The sequence below is a fragment of the Variovorax gracilis genome (assembly GCF_030317115.1).
Lineage (GTDB): Bacteria > Pseudomonadota > Gammaproteobacteria > Burkholderiales > Burkholderiaceae_C > Variovorax > Variovorax gracilis.
Genome location: NZ_JASZYF010000003.1, coordinates 227,898 through 250,846, shown reverse-complemented (window position 1 = coordinate 250,846; position 22,949 = coordinate 227,898). Strand labels below are relative to the sequence as shown.

Below are 22,949 nucleotides of genomic sequence, written 5' to 3'. Positions count from 1 at the left end.
GGTCGATAGCGTCTGCCCATGGACAAATGCCCGAATCGGCGACGGCGACGCCCTACCAGCGGATCCCGAGTCGCAGGAAGATCCTTGACAGGACGAACAGCGGGCCGACCCAGAGGTATTGGATGTCTTCGAAGAAGGAAGGTTTCCTGCCTTCGATCTTGTGGCCGATGAACTGGAAAATCCATGCCACGACAAAAATAGCGGCGGAAACCGGAAAAACAAGATCGCCCAGCGCCTGAACTGCCGCGATCAGCGCGACAGTACCCATGAGCATGGTGATCAGGAACGCGGGAGACCGCAGCATCGCGTAGTACACGAGGCTCGCCGCCACGAATGCATAGGCCACCCAGGGGTGCAGCGCAAAAAGCAGCCCGACGATGCTGAACATGATGGCCGGGATCGCCACCATGTGAATGGCCTCGTTGATCGGGTTCTGGTGGCTTTCGCCATAGTGCGCGAGCAGTCGGTCGACTTTCCTGTCGCTGCCCGTCAGCGGGGCGGCTGCGGTGTTCATCTTGTCTCCTCGGCTTGTTCTTGCGCCGAAGATGATGCCAGACCGCTCCGCTCCGGTCGCTCGGGATTTCTACCCGAGCAGGGCCTGGGCGAACTCCCGGGCGTTGAATGTTTCCAGGTCTTCCAGTTTTTCGCCCACCCCGATGAAATAGACGGGGATCGGCCGCTCGCGGGCGATGGCGCACAGCACGCCGCCCTTGGCTGTTCCGTCCAGCTTGGTGACGACCAGCCCCGTCAGGCCCAGGGCTTCGTCGAAGGCCCTGACTTGCGCCAGCGCGTTCTGCCCCGTGTTGCCGTCGATCACCAGCAGGATCTCGTGAGGGGCGGTCGCATCGGCCCGCGTGACCACGCGCTTGATCTTCTTCAACTCGTCCATCAGGTGGATTTGCGTTGGCAGCCGGCCGGCCGTGTCGACCAGCACCACGTCCTTGCCGCGCGCCTTGCCGGCGTTGACCGCGTCGAAGCTCACGGCAGCGGGGTCCCCGCCTTCCTGGCTGACGATTTCCACCGTGTTGCGATCGGCCCAGACCAGCAATTGCTCGCGCGCTGCCGCCCGGAAGGTATCGGCCGCCGCGAGCAGCACCGAAGCGCCTTCGTTGGCCAGGTGCTTGGTGAGCTTGCCGATCGACGTCGTCTTGCCCGCGCCGTTGACGCCGGCCACCATGATCACGGTCGGCGTGTACTGCCCGATCACCAGCGACTTCTCGAGGGGGCGCAGCAAGTCCGCGATCGCGTCGGCCAGGAGCACCTTCACCTGTGCGGCGTCGGTAGCCATGTTGCTCTTGACCCGGCGGCGCAGATCCTCGAGGAGGTGCTCCGTGGCCTTGACGCCGGTATCGGCCATCAGGAGGGCTTCTTCGAGTTCTTCGTAGAGGGCGTCGTCGATCTGGGCGTTGACGAAGGCGGCCGTGATGCTGTTGCCGGTCTTGCGCAGGCCGCTCTTGAGCTTGCCGAGCCAGCCGGTGCGCTCCGGTGCTGGCGCGGGTGCCGGTGCGAGCATAGGAGGCGGAGGCGGAGGCGGCGGCGGCGGCGGGGCAACGGTCGGTTCCGGCGCGGGTGCAGCAACGGGCGGGGCCGCCGGCGCAGGCGGTGGTGGCTCTGCCACCGCTGGCTTGCCGCCAAACCAGGTGGAAGGCGAAAAGACCGACTTCGCCGGTGCCGCCGCCTCTGCGGGCGCCTCGGCCGGCGTCTCCGCGGGTGCCGCAGACGGCATTTGTGCCTCGGATGGCGGTTTTTTCTTGAAGAAACTGAACATTGCGTGGTTTTTACAATCCGAGCCATTCTATGAAACACCCCTCGCCACGCCGCGCTGCGTTTGGTGCGGTGCTGGCCTCGGTGCTGATGGCGCCCTGGGTTCTGCCCGTCCACGCGCAAACTCCCCCTTCCACGCCTGCGCCTTCAGCGGCTTCGACCGCCCCGGTGCCGGCCGAGCAGTTCACGCTTTCCAACGGCATGACCTTGATCGTGAAGCCCGACCGCCGGGCACCCACTGCGGTCCAGATGCTCTGGGTCCGGGTCGGCTCGATGGACGAGGTCGACGGCACTTCGGGCGTTGCCCACGTCCTGGAGCACATGATGTTCAAGGGCACCAAGGAGCTGAAACCGGGCGAGTTCTCCCGCCGCGTCGCCGCCCTCGGCGGGCGCGAAAACGCCTTCACCACCCGCGACTACACCGGGTACTACCAGCAGATCCCCGCCGACAAGCTCGAGCAGGTGATGAAGCTGGAATCGGACCGCTTCGGCAACAACCAGTGGGCGGACGACGAATTCAAGCGAGAGATCGAGGTTGTCAAGGAAGAGCGCCGCATGCGCACCGAAGACCAGCCGCGCTCCCTGCTCGGCGAGCAGCAGAACGCCGCCGTCTTCACCGCCTCGCCGTATCACCGGCCCGTGGTCGGCTGGATGAGCGATCTCGACGCGATGACGCCGGAGGATGCACGCGCCTTCTTCAAGCACTGGTACACCCCGGCCAACGCGGCGATCGTCGTGGCCGGCGACGTCGATGTGACCAAGGTGCGTGCCTGGGCCGAGAAGTACTACGGCTCGATCCCGGCGCGCGCGGTGCCGGCTCGCAAGCCGCGCACCGAACCCGCGCAGCGTGGCATCCGCCGCATCGAGTTCAAGGCGCCCGCCGAGCAGGCCTACGTGTCGCTCGCGTACCGCGTGCCGCAGATCGACCCCACGGACAAGTTCAAGGGCGATATCGATCCTTATGCGCTGGTGGTGCTGGCGGCGGTGCTCGACGGCTATCCGGGCTCGCGGCTCGACCGCGCATTGACGCAGGGGCCCGATCGCGTGGCTGATTCGGCGGGTGCGTATTCGGGCTTCGTCGGTCGCGGTCCGCAGTTGTTCGTGCTGGATGGCGTTCCCGCAGCCGGCAAGACCACGGAAGCGGTCGAAGCCGCACTCCGCGCTGAAGTGGCAAAGATCGCCCGCCAAGGCATCGGCGAAGCCGAGCTGGCCCGCGTGAAGACGCAGTGGGTCGCCAGCGAAACCTACAAGCTCGATTCGGTGATGTCGCAGGCGCGCGAACTCGGAAGCAACTGGGTACAGGGCCTGCCGTTGGACGCGAGCGAGCGAATCATCGAACGGCTCCAGGGCGTGACCGCGCAACAGGTCCAGGCCGTCGCGGCCAAGTACTTCGGCGACGACCAGCTCACCGCCGCCGTGCTGCGACCCCTGCCGCCCGAGACCGCCCGCCGTCCCCGCGGCTTTGCAGCGCCGGCCGGCGAACTGCGCTGAAACAAGGCTGAATCCGCATGTTCATCCCATTCGATATCCGACGCATTTCGCGCCATGCCGTCATTGCCGTCGCGACGGTGGTCTTCGGTTCCGGCGCCCACGCGGCCATTCCGATCCAGCACTGGTCGCTGCCGAGCGGCGCGAAGGTCTATCTCGCCGCCACCAACGCGCTGCCCATCGTCGATGTCCAGATCGACTTCGATGCGGGCGGTCGGCGCGATCCTCCCGCGCAGGCTGGCCTGGCTTCCGTGACGGCAGGCATGGTCGAAAAGGGCATTCGCGCCAGCGGCAGCGAGCCCGCAATGGACCAGAACGCCCTTGGCGAAGCCTGGGCCGACCTGGGCGCCGACTTCGGCGCGGGTGCCGGTTCGGATCGCACCAGCTTCACGCTCCGCACGCTCTCCAAGCCTGAACTCCTCGACAAGGCGGTACGCCTCGCCTCACGCGAGATCGGCGAGCCAGCCTTTCCCGAAGACGTGTGGAAGCGCGAGCGCGAGCGCATCAATGCCGCCATCCGGGAAGCCAACACGAAGCCCGCGACGATCGCCGAAAAGGCGTTCTCGCAGGCGGTCTATGGGACGCATCCCTACGGCCTGGACACCACCGAGGCCACACTGGCGCAGATCGACGTCGCCACGATGCGCCGGCGTTACGAGCAGCTGATCGTGCCGTGCCGCGCCAAGGTCAGCATCGTCGGCGCGGTGACGCGCGAGCAGGCCGGCGAGATTGCGACGGCCTTGCTGTCGCGCCTGCCGTCATCGTCGTCCGCGTGCGCGGAATTGCCAGCCGTGCCCGAGGTCGCGCCGCTCGCTGCTGCGAAGGAAGACCGCATTCCCCACGATTCCGCGCAGGCGCACGTGATCATCGGCCAGCCCGGCTACCGTCGCGCCGACCCGGACCACTTCGCGCTCAACCTCGGCAACTACGTTCTCGGCGGCGGAGGCTTCGTCTCGAGGCTGACCGAACAGGTGCGGGAAAAGCGAGGTCTCGCGTACAGCGTCTACAGCAGCTTCGCGCCGGGGCTCCATGCGGGTGCGTTCCGCATCGGCTTCCAGACGCGTCCCGACCAGGCGGACGAGGCGGTCAAGGTCTCGCGCGATGTGCTCGCGAAGTTCGTCGCCGAGGGCCCGACCGCGGCCGAGCTGAAGGCGGCGAAGGACAACCTCATCGGGGGCTTCCCGCTGCTGCTCGACAGCAATCGCAAGTTGCTGGGCAATGTCGCGAACATCGCGTGGAACGACCTGCCGCTGGACTACCTCGACACCTGGACTGCTCGCATGAACGCGATCACGGCGGCGGACATCAAGGCGGCGTTCGCCCGCAAGCTGCAACCAGACCGGATGGTCACCGTGGTGGTGGGCGGCGGCAAGCCCTGAAGTTCGCGCGGCTGCCGTTAAGCTCGGGGCGTGAAACCAACGCCTCGAAAACCTGCCATTTCTGCGCCTCCCAAGCTTGCCAAGGCGCCGCATTTCGTACGAATCATCGGTGGCCAATGGAAGCGCACGCGCCTGGCCGTCGCTGACAAGCCCGGCCTGCGCCCCACGCCGGATCGGGTGCGCGAAACGCTCTTCAACTGGCTGGCGAGCCTGGCCGGGGCCGGCGGCGGTGAACTGCCGGGCTGGCACTGCATCGATGCCTTTTCCGGCACGGGTGCGCTGGGCCTGGAAGCCGCGTCGCGGGGGGCAAATCCGGTGCTGCTGTGCGAACAGGACCCCGCTCTGGTCGCCCAGTTGCTGACGCTCAAGACCAAGCTCGCTGCCGACGCCGTGCGCGTGGAGCGCGGCAATGGTGTCACCGCGATCGAGCGCGCGCCGGCCGGGAGCGTGCATGCCGTTTTCCTGGACCCGCCTTTCGAGAACACCGCCCTCTACGCGCCGGCGCTGCGTGCCGCCGCGCGTGCCTTGCGGCCCGGAGGCGTCGTCTATCTCGAAGCGGCCCGTCGATGGAGCGACGAGGAGCTGTCCGCGCTTGGATTGATCGGCTACCGTTACCTCAAGGCGGGTGCCGTGCACGCACACCTTCTCCAGCAAGCGCCGGACGCCGCTGCATAATCCGCCGAACCTAGCCGAAGCGTCTGTACCAGGAGGAAGCAAGCATGTCCAACAACGTGATCGCGGTGTACCCCGGCACCTTCGACCCCATGACGCTAGGCCACGAAGACGTGGTGCGTCGCGCCACCCAGTTGTTTTCGCGGGTCATCGTCGCCGTGGCGGCAGGGCATCACAAGAAGGCGCTCTTCACGCTGCAGGAGCGCATCGACATGGCGCGCGATGCGGTGAGCCCCTTCAGCGACCAGGTCACGGTAGAAAGCTTTTCGGGGCTGCTGCGCGATTTCGTCGTGGCGCGCGGCGGCAAGGCGATGGTCCGCGGCCTGCGTGCCGTGACCGACTTCGACTATGAATTCCAACTCGCCGGCATGAATCGCTCGCTGATGCCGGAAGTCGAAACCGTGTTTCTCACGCCGAGCGACAAGTACCAGTTCATCTCCAGCACCTTCGTGCGCGAGATCGCGATGCTGGGCGGCGAGGTCGACAAGTTCGTGTCGCCCAACGTCCAGGACAGCCTGATGGCGAAAGTCCGCAGTCTCGGCCGGGAATGATGCCCCCCGGCTTGTCGCTTCGCGCACCGTGCCACTCCAGGCGGCTGGCGGCATGAACGGCCCGGCGTCGCCCCGCCTGCATTCCCTCGGCGAGGCGGCACTCTTGTGCGAGTTGCCGGCGCCGGCCACATTGGCGCAGCAGCAGCAGATCTGGGCGCTGGCGACGGAAGCCCTGCGGTGGCGGGGTGTTCGCGAAGTGCTGCCGGGGATGAACAACCTGAGCCTGCTCTTCGATCCTGCGCAAATAGATGGCGTCGAGCTGGAGATGCAGGTCCTGTCGGCGTGGCCGCAGTTGGCCGCCGCTTCCATCCAGGGGCGCCAGATCGAGATTCCGGTGGCTTACGGCGGTGAGGCTGGCCCCGATCTCGCCGATGTCGCGGCGCACACGGGTCTCACGCCATCCGAGATCGTCCGGCGCCACAGCGAGGGCGACTACGTGGTCTACCTGCTGGGCTTCCTGCCCGGCTTCGCATTCATGGGCGGGCTCGCTCCGGAACTGGCGACGCCCCGGCGAGCCGAGCCGAGGCTGGCGGTGCCGGCCCGCTCCGTGGGCATCGGCGGCGAGCAGACGGGGATCTATCCGCTCGCTTCACCGGGAGGTTGGCAACTGATCGGACGAACCTCGCTGGAGCTGTTCGACCCGAGCGCCGCGGAGCCCACCTTGCTGCGCCCCGGCGATCATGTGCGCTTCGTCGTGGAAAGTGTGGAACTCTGATGGCGGCGCGCGCAAGCGTCACCGTGCTGCGGCCGGGGATGATGGCCTCGGTGCAGGACCTGGGCCGTCATGGCCATCGGCATCTGGGCATCTGCCCGGGCGGAGCCCTCGACACGCTGGCGCTTGCGCTGGCCAATCGCCTGGTCGGCAACGCCGACGGTTCGGCCGGGCTCGAGCTGACCATGGGCGCGTGTGAATTGCGCTTCGAAACGGCCACTCGCATCGCCATCGCCGGCGACGACTTCGATGCCCGCCTGGATAGCGCGCCGCTGTGGCCGTGCTGGAGCGTGCCGGTGAGTGCCGGGCAGACGCTCAAGCTGGGACGCGCCAATCGCTCGATCGCCAAGAAGGGACTGCGCACCTGGCTGGCCGTTGCAGGCGGCATCGACGTCCCCCTGATCCTCGGCTCCCGCAGCACGGACCTCAAGGCCGGTTTCGGCGGGCACGAAGGCCGGGCGTTGAAGGCAGGCGACCATTTGATGCTGGGCGCGCCGGCCTTGAACGCGGCCCAGCTGGCGCGTCGCCCCTTCGGATTGCGGATGCCCGAGTGGAGTTTCCACCCCGACGACCATTCGATCGTGCTGCGCGTCATGCCCGGCCCCGAGTTCGAGCAGTTCACCGTCGCATCGCGCGATCTCATGTGGCGCGAACCCTGGCGCATCACGCCGCAGAGCAACCGCATGGGCAGCCGGCTGGAAGGCCCCGAACTCAAGCGCAAGCGCAGCGCGGACATGCTTTCGTCGGCGGTGATTCCCGGCACGATCCAGGTGCCGCCCTCCGGCCAGCCGATCATCCTGATGGGCGACGCGCAAACCACCGGCGGCTACCCCCGCATCGGAGTGGTCATCCGCGCAGATCTCTGGAAGCTGGCGCAGGCGCCTCTCAACGGCCGCCTGCGGCTCCAGCAGGTCGATGCGGCGGAGGCGCTCGCGGCCTGGGACAGTCAGCGCCGCTATCTCTCGCAGGTGGCGCAAGGCCTCGTGTCGGCGGGATGGATCGCGCCGGCGCAGAATTCCGCCGAAGGAGCAAGCCATGCAGATTGACCTCAACGCCGACCTCGGCGAAGGCTGCGACAACGACGAAGCCCTGCTCGGGCTCGTGAGCTCGGCCAACATCGCCTGCGGCTGGCACGCCGGCGACGCCAACACCATGCGGCAGTGCGTGCGCTGGGCCATCGACAACGGTGTCGCGATCGGCGCCCATCCGAGTTTTCCCGACCGCGAGAACTTCGGCCGCAGCACGATGAACCTGCCGCCCGAGGAGATCGTCGCCGGCGTGCTCTACCAAGTCGGCGCGCTCGCTGCGATCGTCAAGGCCGAAGGCGGCACGCTGGCCCACGTCAAGCCGCACGGGGCGCTCTACAACCAGGCCGTGAAGGACCCGGTGCTCGCTGAGGCGATCTGCGAGGCGGTGCGGCGTTTCGACCCGGGGCTGCGCTTTTTCGGCCTGGCCGGCAGCGGCATGATCAGCGCTGCCCATCGCGCGGGCCTGAAGCCGGTGGAGGAAGTGTTCGCCGATCGCGGCTACCAGCCCGACGGCAGCCTCGTCCCACGCAGCCAGCCCGGCGCGCTGATCGAGGACGAGGAACAGTCGCTGGCGCAGACGCTGTCGCTCGTGCGCGACCACCAGGTGACCGCCATCGACGGCAGTGTGGTGGCCGTCAACGCGCAGACCGTCTGCCTGCATGGCGACGGCGCGCATGCTCTGGCCTTTGCGCGCCTCATCCGCGAGCGGCTCACGGCCGAAGGCATCGCCGTGGTCGCCACGGCTTGAATCCTGCGAGCATCGTGAACGTCCTGCTGACCGGCTTCGAGCCCTTCGACAAGGACACCGTCAACCCCTCGTGGGAGGCGGCGCGTGCGCTCCAGGGCTGGCGCTGCGAAGGGGCAGTGGTGCAGGCGCGTCGCGTGTCCTGCGTGTTCGGCGCCGCGCTGCGCGAACTCGATGCGGCGATCGACGAGCTGCAGCCGCACCTGGTGCTCGGCATCGGCCAGGCGGGAGGGCGCAGCGAGATCACGCCCGAGCGGGTGGCGATCAATCTCGACGATGGCCGTATCTGCGACAACGCGGGTTGCCAGCCGATCGACATGCCCGTGGTGGCCGGTGCGCCTGCCGCCTACTTCACGACGCTGCCGATCAAGGCCATCGTGCGGGATCTGCGCGCGGGCGGCATTCCGGCCTCGGTGTCGAACACGGCCGGCACCTTCGTCTGCAACCACCTGTTCTTCGGCCTGATGCATCGCATCGCGACCCGGCCGGTGCCCGGCATCCGCGGCGGCTTCATTCACATCCCTTACTTGCCAGAGCAGGTCGCGCGCCTTCCGGGATTGCCGAGCATGGCGCTGGAGACAGTGATTGCCGCACTGCGCGTAGCCGTCAGGACTTCACTGACCGTGCGGGAAGACGTGCGCGAGGCGGGCGGGCAACTGCATTGAGCCTGCGCCGGCGCGGGTTCGGCTCATGCGTCGGCGAGCAGGCGCCGCAGCCATGGGCCGAGCGTGGTGTTGACGAACTCGGGCTTTTCCATCGTGAGCATGTGGCCGCAGTGTGCAACCCATACCAGTTCGGCATGGGGCATCAGGGCGGCGATCTCGCGCGAGCACTCCGGCGGCGTGAGGCGGTCGCTGTCGCCGCACAGCACGAGCACCGGGCAGCGCAGGCCGGAAAGATGCGGCCGCGCATCGGGCCGCTCCATCAGCGCGCGGTTCTGACGAATCAACTGCGCGGCGCCGGCGTCGAGCACCAACTCGACATAGCGTCGCACCAGCGCGGGGTCGCCGGCTTGCGTGGGGTGAAAGGCGAATCCCGCGTTGAGCTCGATCACATCGCGCGCCTCGCCGCGCTCGAACAGCTCGATCGCCGATTCGCGCAGCTTGTACATGTCGGGCGTTTCCGGCCGTGCATTGGTGCCGAGCAGGGCCAGCCCCACGACGCGTTCGGGCGCTTGGCGCGCAGCTTCCATCGCGATCATCCCGCCCATCGAGGCGCCGCACAGGATCAGTGGGCCGCGGTGCTCGTCCAGCATCGCCGCGGCCATGGCCGGGATGCGGTCGTGGCGCATATGGACATCGCTCACGCGAACGTCGAGCGCTGAGGGCAGGGCGGGCAACTGGGCCTCCCAGAGGCGCTCGTCGCAGGCGAGCCCGGGCAGCAGGACAAGAGTAGGCATCCGCGAATTCTCGTTGAACGGCCGCTACACGAAGTGGACATGCCCGGGGGTGACAATGAGCGCATGCCCAGCACCGAACTCATCCTGATCCGCCATGGCGAAACCGATTGGAACCGCGAACTGCGCTTTCAGGGCCACATCGACGTGCCCCTCAACGACACGGGCCACGAGCAGGCGCGCCGGCTCGGGCTCCGCTTGGCAGGCGAGTCGGTGCAGCACCTGATCAGCAGCGACCTCATGCGTGCACAGCAGACGGCCGCACCGGCTTCGCGGCAGCTCGATTTGGAGATCGTCACCTCGGTCGCGCTGCGGGAGCAGAACTTCGGCGTGGTCGAAGGCATGCGCGCCGACGAGATCCAGGACCTTCACCCGCGCGCGTGGGAAGACTGGCTCCAATTCCGCGAAGACCATGCAATGCCCGAGGGCGAATCGCCGCGCCAGTTCCACGCACGCATCATGGACGCGCTGGGCCGCATCGCCGTCGAGCATGAGGGGCAGAGCGTCCTGGTGGTCACTCACGGCGGCGTGCTCGACATGGTCTGGCGGACGGTGCGCGGCCTGGGCCTGAACGGGCCACGCCAAAGCGACATTCCCAATGCCGGCTTCAACCGCATCCGCATCGCCGATGCCACGGCGCCATCGCTCATGGAGATCGTGGACTGGGCCGACACCCGGCACTTGGCCGACCTGCCCGCTCAACCCACCTATGACCAGCGCCGACACCTGAAGAAGTGAAGCGCGGCGCATGACGCCGGGATGCGCAAGATTCGTCAAGCGCATCGCAATGAAGATCAAGCAGGTGCGCGGATGCGCCGGCATGATGAACGCGTGTGCCATCAACCGGCCAGTTGCCCATGGACTACGCAACCACCAGCGAGCTTGTGGACGCCCTTCGGACGGGCCAGGTCTCGGCTGTCGAACTGCTGAAGCGTTCGGTCGATCGCATCGAGAAATCCGATCCGCAGATCAATGCCGTCGTCGTGCGCGACTTCGAGCGCGCCAGGCAGGCGGCGGCTGCAGCCGACGCGGCGATCGCGCGCGGCGAGCGGCGCCCGTTGCTGGGCGTTCCGCTCACGGTCAAGGAAGCCTTCAACGTCGCCGGCCTGCCGACGACCTGGGGCATCCCGGGCACGGACAAGATCGAGGTGGCCGAAGACGCCGTTCTGGTCGGGCGCCTCAAGGCAGCCGGCGCCATCGTCATCGGCAAGACCAATATCGCGATGCATCTGGCGGACTGGCAGAGTTCGAACCCGATCTTCGGTACGACGAACAACCCCTGGGATCCGGCACGAACGCCAGGTGGCTCGTCTGGCGGCGGCGCCGCGGCGCTGGCGGCGGGCTATGTGTCGCTCGAATTCGGTTCGGACCTGGCCGGGTCGCTGCGCGTGCCGGCGCACTTTTGCGGCGTCTTCGCCCACAAGCCCTCACACGGGCTCGTGCCGATGCGCGGCTTTGCACCGCCGGGGACGCCCGCGCTGTCCGTGGGCAGCGACATCGACCTCGGGGTCGTGGGCCCGATGGCGAGAAGCGCGGGCGATCTCGCGCTGGCGCTGGATGTCATTGGCGGCCCCGACGATGCGGAGGCGGTCGCATACCGTCTCGCGCTGCCGCCTGCGCGCCGGAGCGCGCTGCAGGGTTTCCGGGTGCTGGCGCTCGAAGCGCATCCGATGCTGCCCACGTCGAACGCTGTGCGCTCTTCCTTGCAGCATCTGGTCCATGGGCTGGAACGCGCCGGCTGCCGCGTCGGCCGCGCAAGTCCGCTGCTGCCGGACCTGGAGCGCATCGCATCCCTATGGGGGCAACTTCTGTGGGCCGTGATCGGTGCCGACATGCCGGCCGAGGCGGGAGGCGCCAGCCATCGCGACTGGGTGCACGCCGATCGCGAGCGGCTGGGCATTGCCCATCAATGGCGGGCGTTCTTCCGGGAATGGGATGTGATCCTGTGCCCCGTCATGCCGACCCCCGCGTTTCCGCACGACCACCGCGAAATGGAAGCGCGGCGGCTGGAAGTCGATGGCAAGGAGATCCCGTACCAGGACCAGGCGGTCTGGTCGAGCATCGCGACACTGACCGGCCTGCCGGCCACGACCATTCCGATCGGGCGGAGCGAAGAGGGGTTGCCCATCGGAGTCCAGGTCATCGGCCCGCGTCTGGAGGACCGCACCACGATCGCCTTCGCGCAGGCCGTGGAGCGCGAGTTCGGCGGGTTCGTGCCGCCGCCCAGCTACGCCTGAGTCGTCGCGGTAGCGCTATCGTCGGCCTAGAATGGCCCGATGAGCAAAGACGGCACCCCTGTTCGACGCGCCCGCCGGGGCAGCGGCGCGGTCACCCTGCACGACGTCGCAAAGCTCGCGGGTGTCGCGCCCATCACCGCGTCGCGCGCCTTGAGTTCGCCCAAGCAGGTCTCGGCCGAAGTCCTGAAGAAAGTCACCGACGCCGTGGGCCGTACCGGCTATGTGCGCAACGTGCTCGCGGGCGGGCTGGCATCGACCCGCAGTCGCCTCGTCGCCGCCGTGGTGCCCACCATGACCGGGCCGGTGTTCCTCCAGACCGTGCAATCGCTGACGGAAGCGCTCGCGGAACGGGGCTACCAACTGATGCTGGGCCAGAGCGGCTACGTTGATTCGCGCGAGGACGCGCTGCTCGAAGCCATCATCGGACGTCGACCCGATGGCATCGTGCTGACCGGCATCATGCATTCGCCCGAGGGGCGCAAGCGCCTGCTCGCCGCCGGCATTCCGGTGGTCGAGACCTGGGACCTGACGCCCACGCCGCTGGACATGATCGTGGGTTTTTCACACCCCGATGTGGGTCGCGCAGTGGTGGATTTCCTTCATCGCAAGGGGAGAAGCCGACTCGCGGTCGTGGCCGGCGACGACGAGCGCTCGCAGCGGCGCCATCAGGCGTTTCGGGATGCGGCGCGCGCGGCCGGGCTACGCGATGTTCCCGTGATCCAGGTGCCTGCGCCGACCACCCTGAAGAGCGGGCGCGGTGCGCTGGCCGACCTGCTGCGCGATGTTCCGGACATCGACGCCGTGTTCTGCAGTTCCGACCTGGTTGCATTGGGCGTGCTGGTGGAAGCGCAATCGCGAGGGATCGCGGTGCCGGAGCAACTGGCGGTCGTCGGTTTCGGAGACCTCGAGTTTTCCGCGGACCTGAATCCTGCCTTGACGACCGTTCGCATCGACGGCGCCACCATCGGCCGCACTGCCGCGCAGTTCATCGTGGATCGCGCCGAGGGTCGACAGACCGGGCCGCGGATCGTTGACGTCGGCTTCTCGATCATCGACCGCGCCAGCACATGACTCGCGTAAACCCCTAGACGGATCGCTTGCGCGTCAAAACGGTAGCGCTATCATTTCACTTCCGAAAGATAGCGCTACCATGAAAGAGACAAGCCCATGAAGTCCTTGTTGACCTTCCTTGCCATCGGCCTCGCCGCAGCCACCTCCGTGCACGCACAGGATTGGCCGCAAAAGCCGGTGACCCTCGTCGTGCCATTCCCCGCCGGCGGGTCCACCGACATGGTCGCTCGCGCCATCGGTCCCAAGCTGACCGACAAGCTGGGCCAGCCATTCCTCGTCGACAACAAGGCGGGCGCCACGGGCACCATCGGCGCCACGCAGGTCAAGCGCTCGGCGCCCGACGGCTCGACCTTTCTCGTGACCTCGCTCGGACCGCTCGTCATCGCGCCACACCTCATCAAGGGCATGCAATACGACGCGCTGAAGGATTTCGATCTCATCACCGTGGCGGTGCAGGCCCCCAACGTGCTGGTGGTGCCCGCGAAATCGCCGCACAAGACCGTGGCGGACGTGATCGCCTCTCTCAAGGCCAACCCGGGCAAGATGACCTTCGCCTCTTCGGGCAACGGTTCGAGCGACCACCTCACGGCCGAGTTGTTCTGGCAGCAGACCGGTACCAGCGGCCTGCACGTGCCGTACAAGGGCGGCGCGCCGGCCATCACCGACCTGCTCGGCGGCCAGGTGGACGCCTCTTTCCAGAACGTCAACGCCGTCGTTCAGAACATCAATGCAGGCAAGCTCAGGGCGCTGGCCGTCACCGGCGAAAAACGCTCGCCTGTGTTGCCCGATGTGCCTACCATCGCCGAAGCGGGCGTCAAGAACGTCGAGGTGTATTCGTGGCAGGCGATCGTGGCACCCAAGGGTCTGCCCGCGGCCGTGCGCACCAAGGCACACGATTCGATGGCCGCTGCGCTCAACGACCCGGCGGTCAAGCAACAGTTCGTGGCGATCGGCCTCGAAGTCGTCGCCAACACGCCGGCCCAGTTCGCCGCCTTCCAGCAACAGGAGTTCGCACGCTGGAAGAAAGTGATCGAGACCGGCAAGATCACCATCGATTGACAGCCCCACCGTCCTGAGCGAATCCCATGACCACCTCCACCCCTGTCATCACCGAACTGCGCGTGATCCCGGTCGCCGGCCGCGACAGCATGCTGCTCAACCTCAGCGGCGCGCACGGTCCGTTCTTCACGCGCAACCTGCTGATCCTCACCGACAACGCCGGGCGCACCGGCGTGGGCGAAGTGCCGGGTGGCGAGAAGATCCGCCAGACCCTCGAAGATGCCCGCGACCTCGTCGTCGGCCAGCCGATCGGCGCACACCAGCGCGTGCTGCAGCAGGTGCAGCAGAAGTTTGCCGACCGCGACGCCGGCGGCCGCGGCCTGCAGACCTTCGACCTGCGCACCACCATCCATGCCGTGACCGCCGTCGAATCCGCGCTGCTCGACCTGCTGGGACAGCATTTGGAAGTACCCGTCGCCGCCCTGCTCGGCGAAGGGCAGCAACGCGACGCGGTCGAGATGCTCGGCTACCTCTTCTTCGTCGGCGACCGCGACCAGTCCGATCTGCCGTATGCACGCGAGCCGCAGGCCGACAACGACTGGTCCCGGCTGCGCCACGAGAAGGCCATGACGCCGGAAGCCATCGTTCGCCTGGCCGAAGCGGCACGCGAGCGTTACGGCTTCAACGACTTCAAGCTCAAGGGCGGCGTGCTGCGAGGCGAGGAGGAAACCGAGGCCGTCACGGCGCTGCACGAGCGCTTTCCGGAAGCGCGAGTCACGCTCGACCCGAACGGCGGCTGGCTGCTGAAGGACGCGATCCGCTTGATGCGCGACATGCGCGGCGTCGTTGCGTATGCCGAAGACCCCTGTGGAGCCGAGGAAGGCTTCTCGGGTCGCGAAGTCATGGCCGAGTTCCGGCGCGCCACCGGGCTGCCGACGGCCACGAACATGATCGCCACCGACTGGCGCCAGATGACGCATGCGCTGTCCCTGCAATCGGTCGACATCCCGCTGGCCGATCCGCACTTCTGGACCATGGCGGGTTCGGTGCGCGTCGCGCAGACCTGCCGGGACTGGGGCCTCACCTGGGGCTCGCATTCCAACAACCATTTCGATGTTTCGCTCGCCATGTTCACGCAGGTCGGCGCCGCCGCGCCGGGCCGGGTGACCGCGATCGACACGCACTGGATCTGGCAGGATGGGCAACGCCTGACCAAGGAACCGTTGCGCATCGAAGGCGGGCTGGTGCAGGTGCCGAAGAAGCCTGGCCTCGGCGTCGAACTCGACATGGCCGAAGTCGAGAAGGCGCACCAGCTCTACAAGCAGCATGGCCTGGGCGCTCGCGACGACGCCGTCGCCATGCAGAGCCTGATTCCCGGCTGGACCTTCAACCCCAAGCGTCCGGCCTTCGACCGCTGAGCCCCGGGGTCGCACAATCACAAAACCAAGGAGCGCCCCATGAGAGAGAACCGCTTGCGAACGCTGTGGAAATCAGGAGGGGCCGCCGTCAACGGCTGGCTCGCGATTCCGAACGGCTTTTCCGCCGAGACCATGGCCCACCAGGGCTGGGATTCGCTGACCATCGACCTTCAGCATGGCGTAGTCGACTACCAGTCGATGATTCCCATGCTGCAGGCCATCTCCACCACGGACACCGTGCCGGTCGTGCGGGTCCCCTGGCTCGAGCCGAGCGCGCTGATGAAGGCGCTCGATGCCGGCGCCTACGGCGTCATCTGTCCCATGATCAGCACAGCCGACGAGGCCGCGCGGCTCGTGGCCTACACGCACTACGCGCCGCGCGGCACGCGCAGCTTCGGGCCGGTGCGGGCCTTGCTGTACGGCGGCTCGGACTACGCGCAGCATGCCAACGACACCATCGTCACCTTCGCGATGATCGAGACGGCGCAGGCGCTCGAAAACCTCGACGCGATCATGTCGGTCGAGGGGCTGGATGCGGTCTACATCGGCCCCTCGGACCTCTCGCTCGCGCTGGGCTGCCGGCCGGTGTTCGACGACGTCGATCCGCCGGTCGCGCAGGCCATCGATCACGTGCTCGAACGCGCCAAGGCGCACGGCCTGGTCGCCGGCATCCACAATGGCACGGCCGAGGGTGCACTTGCGCGCGTGGCGAAGGGCTTCCAGTTCGTCACCGTCAGCTCCGACGCGCGGCTCATCGCCGCAGGCGCCCAGCAGGTGCTCGCGAAGATGCGCGCCAAGCCGGCTGCGGCCGGCTCCACCTCCTACTGAAAACTGAAAGGGACCTCCATATGAAGATCGGATTCATCGGACTCGGCATCATGGGCGCGCCGATGGCGCAGAACCTCATGCAGGCCGGCCACGAGATGTTCGTGCGCACGCGCAGCAAGGTGCCCGACGCGCTGAAGACAGCGACCGCCTGCGCCAGCAATGCCGATGTCGCGCGCGCGGCCGATGTCGTGATCCTGATGCTGCCGGACACACCGGATGTCGAGACCGTGCTGTTCGGCGAGGACGGTGTCGCCTCGGGTCTCACGAAGGGCAAGCTCGTGATCGACATGAGCTCGATCGCGCCGATCGAGACCAAGCGCTTCGCCAAGAAGATCAACGAACTCGGCTGCGACTACCTCGACGCGCCCGTCTCCGGCGGCGAAGTGGGTGCCAAGGCTGCGAGCCTGACCATCATGGTCGGCGGCGACGAGGCGGTGTTCGAGCGCGCCAAGCCGCTTTTCGAGGCCATGGGCAAGAACATCACGCTCGTCGGCGGCAACGGGGATGGCCAGACCACCAAGGTGGCCAACCAGATCATCGTGGCGCTCAATATCGCCGCCGTGGGCGAGGCGCTGCTGTTTGCCAGCAAGGCAGGCGCCGATCCGGCCAAGGTGCGCCAGGCGCTGATGGGTGGGTTCGCGGCCAGCCGCATCCTCGAAGTGCATGGCGAGCGCATGATCAAGCGCACTTTCAACCCCGGCTTCCGCATCGCGTTGCATCAGAAGGACCTGAGCCTTGCACTGGCGGGTGCGAAGTCGATGGGCGTGGCGCTGCCGCAGACCGCTTCGGCTGCGCAACTGATGCAGTCCTGCGCTGCGCACGGATGGGATCAACTGGACCACTCGGCCCTCGTCAAGGCGCTGGAGCAGATGGCGGCGCACGAAGTCGCGCCAGACTGACGCGGCGCTGTTCAGCGATCGAATCCCGGCAGGCCGAGGCGCGCATAGACTGCCTCGGTTTGTCGGCGCAGCCGCTTGGATTCTGGCTGCCCGTTGACTTGCCGCTGCAGGATGCCTTGCGCGCCGGTCAGCGTGGCCTCGGTGCCGCGTCGGATCAGCGCATCGAGGTAGACCTGCTCGAACAAGTCCCGCTGCGCGTGGCTTCCGCCGATCTCGATGAGGCGGGGCAGCGCCATTCCCAGCCCTTCGATCGCTGAGTCGAAATCCCCGCGAGCATGCGCGTGCAGGCCGTGCGCAGCCGGTACGCATACGCGTTGCCATGCATCCCGCGTCGACGGCGGTGCTTTCGGCGCAAAGGCTTCGATGTTCCGCATCAGCCTGTCGGCCTCGGGTCTTCCGGCGCGCGCCAATCCATACAGATACTGCAGATCGAGAAACGGCAGCACGTGATCATCGAGCCGGAGCGCCAGATGCTCGGCGAGGTCCAGCCAGCGGTTGCCCACATCGATGCCCGCCAGTTCGAAGCGCGCCAGCAACGAGACGGCCCCGATCTGGTCCTGCGAATACGCCTTGACTACACCCCATACCTGGCGGTCGTAGATTTCCAGCGCCTCCTCGTCTCGACCCAGGTCGATGAGGAAAAGGGCCACGTGCCACCAGTTGTGCGTGACCATGAACGAGTTGAGGCCGACCCAGGTGTCGCTCACGCTGCACATGAACGCCAGCCCTTCGCTCAGCCGGCCTTCGGTGAGCATCACATGGCCCAGTGCATGGTGCGCCCAGGGCTCCTTGCGCTCCATCGAGATCGCCTGGCGCGCGCTGGCCTCGGCCTCGCGCATCAGGTGGCATTGTTCATAGCCGAAGGCGGCCATGCCATGCAGGTAGGGCACTTCGCCCGCTGCAGGCAGTGCCGCCAGGGCGAGTCGCAGCATGCCCGGGCAGTCGCCGGTGTTGAAGCAGTGGTATTGCCCGAGCTTGAGCGAAGCCAGATCGCGCGGATGCTCGCGAACCTGCTCGTGATGAAGCGCAATCGCCCGCGCGATGTCGCCGTCCGCCCAGGCCGCGATGGCGGCGATGTAGCGCTGCTCCCGGAGCGTGGCGCCGGCGGCGGCCTGCGCGCGCAAGATGAACGGGCGCGCGTTGGCGACGGCATCCCGCGATTCTGCAAACAGGTGCAGCGTCGCGCAGTAGGCCTGCACGATGGGGCTCGGGTCATTCTCGGCCGCGAGCACGTCCACTGCGCGCGCCTCGCACGAGATGAAGCCTTCGACGAAGGCGTTGACGGCGCCCACGCTCGTGGGGTCTGCGAGGCTGAGCGGATTGCCGAGGCTGTCGGTGAAGCGGGTGGCTGAACTCAAGGCGATTCCTGGGGCTCGGGTCGGAGAGTTCCCTCATGTTGCCACGCCCCGGATCGGCCTGCGATCAGACGCCGGCTTGCTGGTGGCGGTATTCCTGCGTCTTGCCGCCGTAGCCGTAGGCGGCCGCGCGGGCGTCGATCAGATGGACATACGACACCTCGTGCAGATTGCTCCGCAGCGCCGCCATCGCCGCGTGGATTTCGCGAAGATAGCGCGCCTTCTCCGCCTTGGTGTTGGTCTCATCGGTGATGCTGATGTCGAGGTGGAACGCCGACTTGCCGAGTTCCGCCAGTGACTGGCCGCCGATGAACCAGGCGTCGGCCGCGATGTACTGCACCGTGATCGCGATCACCGGCAGCTTCTTGTCGAGCACGGTCTGTGTGAGTTCGGCCACCTTGTCGACGACGCGCCGGGTGAGTTGCGCGTCAGGATGGCCAGAGAGTTGAACGACGATGTGCGGCATGGTGTGGTCCTTTCCTGCGATGAATGAGGTGTCATTGTGGAAAAGGTGGAAGCATCTGAAAAGCGGGAAGATATGATGATTTCCATCGGTTATTCGAATGGATAAAGAGCATGCAATCGTTCGACATCGAGCAATTGAAGACGCTGGTCGCGGTCGTCGAGGCCGGCAGCCTGACCGCTGCGGCACCGGTGGTCTTCCTGTCGCAGTCCGCCGTGAGCGAGCAGATGCGCAAGCTGGAGGAGCGGGTGGGGCAGTCCTTGCTGACGCGCAGCAAGGCGGGAGTGACGCCCACGCCCGCAGGGCTTCGCCTGGTCGGGCATGCGCGCAGGATCCTCGCATTGAGTGACGAGGCGTTCCGCGACTTGCGCGGCGAATCGCTGCAGGGCGAACTCCGGCTCGCGGTCACCGACTACTTCCGGCCCGGCGAACTCGCGCGCCTGCTGGGCCGGTTGGGGGAGAGCTATCCGCAAGTGCGCCTGAATGTGAGCGTCATGAAAAGCGGCGCCATCGAGGCGGGCTACGCGCGCGGCGATTTCGACGTGGGGCTGTCGATGCGTATTCCAGGCAACGCCGGCGGTTCAAGGTCGGACGAGCAGGCTCGCACGGCCGTGCTGCGCCGTGAATCGCTGGCGTGGATGGGCGCGGAGGGAAGGCGCCTCCAGCGTGACGAGCCCTTGCGTCTTCTCGTCTTGCCCGACACGTGTTCGCTGCACCAGTTCACAGTCAAACTGCTGCGACAGCGTGGCGTGCCCTACGTCGTGGCGCATGTGGCGTCGGGCGTTGCCGGCCTTCAATCGGCCTTGGCGGCTGGCCTGGGCGTGGCCTGTCTCAACGAATCGGCGCTGTGCGAAGGGGTGGCGCGCTTGGCGACGCCGCACGGATTGCCGGCATTGCCGCGCGTGGCCTTTCACTTCCTGCCCGCGCGCCGCGGCGAAACGGAATTCGTGACGCGAGCGCGCGAGTTGCTGACATCGCATCTCGTTTGAGATGCCGCGAGCGGAGGAACGCCTCGTCAGTCGCGAGGCGGTTGCGGCCAGGGCCGCTGCGGTTCGCGGATCAGTTCGAAAGCCCGCGACACCTGCAGCACACCCAGGTCGTCGAAGCGGTGCCCGGCAATCTGCAAGCCGATCGGCAAGCCACTCGTGGTGTAGCCGCAGTTGATCGATGACGCCGGTTGCTCCGACATGTTGAACGGCACCGTGAAGCCGATGTGCTCCAGCGGCCGCAGCGGGTCGTTGGTCGGCGAGGGCAACTCGGCGGAGGCCGGGGCGTTGGGCGCCGTGGGCGAGATCACGTAGTCGTACCTCGCACAGGCGGCCACGGTCGCGACGCGGGTGGTGTGGAACTGGCTGAAGGCGCGGAACACATGCTCGCCGCTGAAGCCCGCGGCGCTCTCCGCCCATTCGCGGATGTAGGGCAGGACCCTGGCGCGCTGCTCGGGCCTCAGCGCGTTCATGTCGACCAGCGAACGCATGCGCCACAGATGGTCCATGCCATCGAGCATCGCCCGCGACATGAAGGGCTGCATCGGCTCCACGATGGCGCCGGCCTTTTCAAAGAGGCGGGCCGCGTGCTCGACGGCGGCATGGATCTCCGGATCGACCGCCAGGCCGCAGCCGGCGTCCAGCAGCAGGCCGATACGCAGGCCGCGCAGGTGATCGGTGCCCACATCGAAGGACGACCAGGCGATCTCCTGCTCGGGCAGGCTCATGCTGTCGCGTGCATCGGGCTGCGAGAGCGTCTGCATCATCAACGCCGCATCACCGACCGTGCGTGTCATCGGACCGGCGGCCCGGCCCATGTAGGGCGGGTCGATGGGGATGCGGCCCAGGCTGGGCTTGAGGGTGAAGATGCCGCACCAGCCGGCCGGCAGGCGCAGCGAGCCGCCGATGTCGGTGCCGATGTGCAGCGGGCCATAGCCTGCGGCGGCGGCGGCGCCGGCACCGGCGCTGGAACCACCGGGGGTCTTCGACAAATCCCAGGGGTTGCGCGCCAGCTTGTGGAAGCTCGACAGCCCCGAGGACAGCATCCCGTAGTCGGGCATCGTCGTCTTGCTGACGATCACCGCGCCGGCTTCCTTCAGACGCGCGGCGGGCGGGGCATCGGCCTCGGCGGGCCGCAGTTCGACGGCGGCGGTGCCGGCCGGCATCGGGTCCCCGCGCGTCGCGATGTTTTCCTTGATGGTCGTGGGCACGCCGTCGAGCGGACCCAGCGGCTCGCCGCGCCGCCACCGAGCTTCGGAGGCACGCGCCTGTTCGAGCGCGGCTTCGGGCCGCAGCAGCCAGGTGGCCTGCAGGCGAGGTTCCCAGCGCTCGATGCGGTCGAGCACGGACTGCGTGACCTCGACCGGCGAGAGGCGCCCTTCCCGGTAGGCTGCGATCAGTTCCTGCGCGGACAGGTCGTGCAGCGCGTTGCTCACGACCACGACAGCGCCGACAGGTCGTTGACGAAGATCGGCATCTCCTTCCAGAGGCCCTTGACCCCCTTCTTCGCGATCACCGGGAACTGGGGCTGGAACAGGAAGGCATTGGCGGCATCGTTGGCCAGCACCTTCTGCGCATCGCCCAGCAGCTTGTTGCGCTCCGCGGTGTTGCCCGTCGCCTTGATCTTGTCGAACAGCGTGTTGAATTCCTTCGACTGGTAGCCCCAGTAGTAGTCAGACTTGGCGTAATTGCCGAGGTCGAAGGGCTCGACGTGCGAAACGATGCTGAGGTCGTAGTCCTTGTTGCCGTAGGTGCCGCTGAGCCACTGCGCCCATTCGACGTTCTGGATCTTCACGTTGATGCCGATCTTGGCCAGTTGCGCGGCGATCACCTCGCCACCCTGGCGGGCATACGGCGGCGGCGGCAGCGTCATCGTGAGTTCGAGCGGTGTCTTCACGCCGGCCTCGGCCAACAACTGCTTGGCCTTCTCGATGTTGAAGGGGTTCACGGCCGTGGTGTCGACGTAGCCGGCGGCACCGGGCACGTAGTGGCTGCCGATGGGCACGCCGAAGCCGTCGGCCGCGCCTTCGATCACGGCCTTGCGGTCGATGGCCATGGAGATCGCACGTCGCACGCGCACATCGTCCAGCGGCTTCCTCTTGTTGTTCATCGCCAGGATGGTCTTGGCGCGCGAGCCGCCGAGGATCACCTGGTACTGCGGGTTGTTCTTGAACTGCGGCACCACGCGCGTGGCGATGCGCGGGAACGCATCCACGTCGCCGGCCAGCAGCGAAGCCGCCTGCGCGGCCGGATCGGAGATGAAGCGGAAGGTGACCTTGTTGAGCTTCGCAGCGGCCGGGTTGCGAAAACCATCCCACTTGCTCAGGACCAGCGAACTGCCCTTGTTCCAGCTGTCGAGCTTGTAGGGGCCGGTGCCCACGGGCTTGGTGGCGTTGGTCTCGGCGCTCTTCGGCTCGACGATGACGGCGGTGGCCTGACCCAGCACGAAGGGCAGGTCAGGGTCGATTTCCTTGTTGATCAGCACCACCGTGTAGTCGTCGACCACCTGCGTGGTGATGTTCGCGAAGGTGCGCTTGTCCTTGTTGGTGCTCTTCTCGCCGCCGGCCCGGTCGAAGGAGAACTTGACCGCCTGGGCATTGAATGGTTCGCCGTTCTGGAACTTGACGCCGCGCCTCAGCTTGAAGGTGTAGGTGCGCAGGTCGGGTGAGACTTCCCAGCTTTCTGCCAGCAGTGGCGAGACGCTGCCGTCGGCGTTGATCTTGGTGAGAGTCTCCAGGATGTTGTACTGGACGATCTCGGCGATGGCGGCGGCGGCGCCGGCGGTCGGGTCCAGCCCCGGCGGTTCCAGCGTCATCCCCAGCACCATCGAGTCCTTGCGTCCCTGCGCCAGTGCGGCCTGCGGCAGCGCGAGCGGCACGGTGGCGAGTGCGGCGGTGGTCAGGAGGGTGCGGCGATTCAACATGGTCAAGGCTCCAGGGAAAAGCTGAGGGTATGGAA

23 protein-coding genes are annotated in these 22,949 nt (G+C 67.2%); 16 read left to right on the top strand and 7 right to left on the bottom strand.

Features of this window, described 5'->3' with window-relative positions; genetic code table 11:
• Positions 1-52 precede the first annotated feature (52 nt).
• Positions 53-514 (bottom strand): Mpo1 family 2-hydroxy fatty acid dioxygenase, encoded by a 462-nt coding sequence (locus QTH97_RS09055; protein WP_286567791.1) that lies wholly within the window; start codon positions 512-514, stop codon positions 53-55.
• Positions 515-583: 69 nt separating this feature from the next.
• Positions 584-1,768 (bottom strand): signal recognition particle-docking protein FtsY, encoded by a 1,185-nt coding sequence (ftsY, locus tag QTH97_RS09050; RefSeq protein WP_286567790.1) that lies wholly within the window; start codon positions 1,766-1,768, stop codon positions 584-586.
• A 29-nt stretch (positions 1,769-1,797) separates the two neighbouring features.
• On the opposite strand from ftsY, the gene QTH97_RS09045 reads away from it, so the two are divergent.
• The 8 genes from QTH97_RS09045 to pcp are packed head-to-tail and all read left to right on the top strand — an operon-like array spanning position 1,798 to position 9,004.
• Positions 1,798-3,255, top strand: coding sequence for a M16 family metallopeptidase (locus QTH97_RS09045; protein ID WP_286567789.1), 1,458 nt, complete (start codon positions 1,798-1,800; stop codon positions 3,253-3,255).
• A gap of 17 nt (positions 3,256-3,272) precedes the next feature.
• Positions 3,273-4,631, top strand: coding sequence for a M16 family metallopeptidase (locus QTH97_RS09040; RefSeq protein WP_286567788.1), 1,359 nt, complete (start codon positions 3,273-3,275; stop codon positions 4,629-4,631).
• A gap of 30 nt (positions 4,632-4,661) precedes the next feature.
• A complete protein-coding gene (locus QTH97_RS09035) occupies positions 4,662-5,306 on the top strand; it encodes an RsmD family RNA methyltransferase (RefSeq protein ID WP_444813406.1) in 645 nt (214 codons plus the stop codon).
• 44 nt (positions 5,307-5,350) lie between these two features.
• On the top strand, positions 5,351-5,854 hold the full coding sequence (gene coaD, locus QTH97_RS09030; RefSeq protein ID WP_286567787.1) for a pantetheine-phosphate adenylyltransferase: 504 nt from the start codon (positions 5,351-5,353) through the stop codon (positions 5,852-5,854).
• A gap of 52 nt (positions 5,855-5,906) precedes the next feature.
• Positions 5,907-6,569 carry a 5-oxoprolinase subunit PxpB gene (gene pxpB / locus QTH97_RS09025; protein ID WP_286567786.1) on the top strand — a complete coding sequence of 221 codons (663 nt, stop codon included), beginning with the start codon at positions 5,907-5,909 and terminating at the stop codon, positions 6,567-6,569.
• Positions 6,569-7,612 (top strand): 5-oxoprolinase subunit C family protein, encoded by a 1,044-nt coding sequence (locus QTH97_RS09020; RefSeq protein ID WP_286567785.1) that lies wholly within the window; start codon positions 6,569-6,571, stop codon positions 7,610-7,612. Before pxpB ends, QTH97_RS09020 begins: the two co-directional genes overlap by 1 nt.
• Positions 7,602-8,342: a 5-oxoprolinase subunit PxpA gene (gene pxpA, locus QTH97_RS09015; protein WP_286567784.1), complete on the top strand. Its 741-nt coding sequence runs from the start codon at positions 7,602-7,604 to the stop codon at positions 8,340-8,342. The genes QTH97_RS09020 and pxpA overlap by 11 nt, the downstream gene beginning before the upstream one ends.
• Before the next feature lie 11 nt (positions 8,343-8,353).
• Positions 8,354-9,004: a pyroglutamyl-peptidase I gene (gene pcp / locus QTH97_RS09010; RefSeq protein ID WP_286567960.1), complete on the top strand. Its 651-nt coding sequence runs from the start codon at positions 8,354-8,356 to the stop codon at positions 9,002-9,004.
• Between the two features lie 23 nt (positions 9,005-9,027).
• On the opposite strand, the gene QTH97_RS09005 is transcribed toward pcp, so the two are convergent.
• Positions 9,028-9,738: an alpha/beta fold hydrolase gene (locus QTH97_RS09005; protein ID WP_286567783.1), complete on the bottom strand. Its 711-nt coding sequence runs from the start codon at positions 9,736-9,738 to the stop codon at positions 9,028-9,030.
• 63 nt (positions 9,739-9,801) lie between these two features.
• Here QTH97_RS09005 and QTH97_RS09000 point away from each other — a divergent pair, with 63 nt between their 5' ends.
• The 7 genes from QTH97_RS09000 (at position 9,802) to glxR (ending at position 17,187) form a co-directional block, all read left to right on the top strand.
• On the top strand, positions 9,802-10,473 hold the full coding sequence (locus tag QTH97_RS09000) for a histidine phosphatase family protein (RefSeq protein ID WP_286567782.1): 672 nt from the start codon (positions 9,802-9,804) through the stop codon (positions 10,471-10,473).
• A gap of 119 nt (positions 10,474-10,592) precedes the next feature.
• Positions 10,593-11,972 (top strand): amidase family protein, encoded by a 1,380-nt coding sequence (locus tag QTH97_RS08995; RefSeq protein WP_286567781.1) that lies wholly within the window; start codon positions 10,593-10,595, stop codon positions 11,970-11,972.
• A gap of 39 nt (positions 11,973-12,011) precedes the next feature.
• Positions 12,012-13,043, top strand: a complete 1,032-nt coding sequence (locus tag QTH97_RS08990; RefSeq protein WP_286567780.1) for a LacI family DNA-binding transcriptional regulator — start codon at positions 12,012-12,014, stop codon at positions 13,041-13,043.
• A 96-nt stretch (positions 13,044-13,139) separates the two neighbouring features.
• Positions 13,140-14,102: a Bug family tripartite tricarboxylate transporter substrate binding protein gene (locus QTH97_RS08985; RefSeq protein WP_286567779.1), complete on the top strand. Its 963-nt coding sequence runs from the start codon at positions 13,140-13,142 to the stop codon at positions 14,100-14,102.
• Between the two features lie 26 nt (positions 14,103-14,128).
• A complete protein-coding gene (gene gudD, locus QTH97_RS08980; protein WP_286567778.1) occupies positions 14,129-15,460 on the top strand; it encodes a glucarate dehydratase in 1,332 nt (443 codons plus the stop codon).
• Between the two features lie 39 nt (positions 15,461-15,499).
• A complete protein-coding gene (locus QTH97_RS08975) occupies positions 15,500-16,288 on the top strand; it encodes an HpcH/HpaI aldolase family protein (RefSeq protein WP_286567777.1) in 789 nt (262 codons plus the stop codon).
• 20 nt (positions 16,289-16,308) lie between these two features.
• Complete coding sequence (gene glxR / locus QTH97_RS08970) at positions 16,309-17,187, top strand: 2-hydroxy-3-oxopropionate reductase (protein WP_286567776.1); 879 nt, start codon at positions 16,309-16,311, stop codon at positions 17,185-17,187.
• 11 nt (positions 17,188-17,198) lie between these two features.
• On the opposite strand, the gene QTH97_RS08965 is transcribed toward glxR, so the two are convergent.
• Both QTH97_RS08965 and QTH97_RS08960 read right to left on the bottom strand, forming a co-directional pair.
• Positions 17,199-18,551, bottom strand: coding sequence for a tetratricopeptide repeat protein (locus QTH97_RS08965; protein WP_286567959.1), 1,353 nt, complete (start codon positions 18,549-18,551; stop codon positions 17,199-17,201).
• A 58-nt stretch (positions 18,552-18,609) separates the two neighbouring features.
• Positions 18,610-19,008 carry a tautomerase family protein gene (locus QTH97_RS08960; RefSeq protein ID WP_286567775.1) on the bottom strand — a complete coding sequence of 133 codons (399 nt, stop codon included), beginning with the start codon at positions 19,006-19,008 and terminating at the stop codon, positions 18,610-18,612.
• A gap of 110 nt (positions 19,009-19,118) precedes the next feature.
• On the opposite strand from QTH97_RS08960, the gene QTH97_RS08955 reads away from it, so the two are divergent.
• Positions 19,119-19,994: a LysR family transcriptional regulator gene (locus QTH97_RS08955; protein WP_286567774.1), complete on the top strand. Its 876-nt coding sequence runs from the start codon at positions 19,119-19,121 to the stop codon at positions 19,992-19,994.
• 26 nt (positions 19,995-20,020) lie between these two features.
• Here QTH97_RS08955 and QTH97_RS08950 read toward each other — a convergent pair whose 3' ends face one another.
• Together QTH97_RS08950 and QTH97_RS08945 are read right to left on the bottom strand one after the other, a co-directional pair.
• Positions 20,021-21,433, bottom strand: coding sequence for an amidase (locus QTH97_RS08950; RefSeq protein ID WP_444813405.1), 1,413 nt, complete (start codon positions 21,431-21,433; stop codon positions 20,021-20,023).
• Positions 21,424-22,914, bottom strand: coding sequence for an ABC transporter substrate-binding protein (locus QTH97_RS08945; protein ID WP_286567773.1), 1,491 nt, complete (start codon positions 22,912-22,914; stop codon positions 21,424-21,426). Before QTH97_RS08945 ends, QTH97_RS08950 begins: the two co-directional genes overlap by 10 nt.
• Between the last annotated feature and the right edge of the window lie 35 nt (positions 22,915-22,949).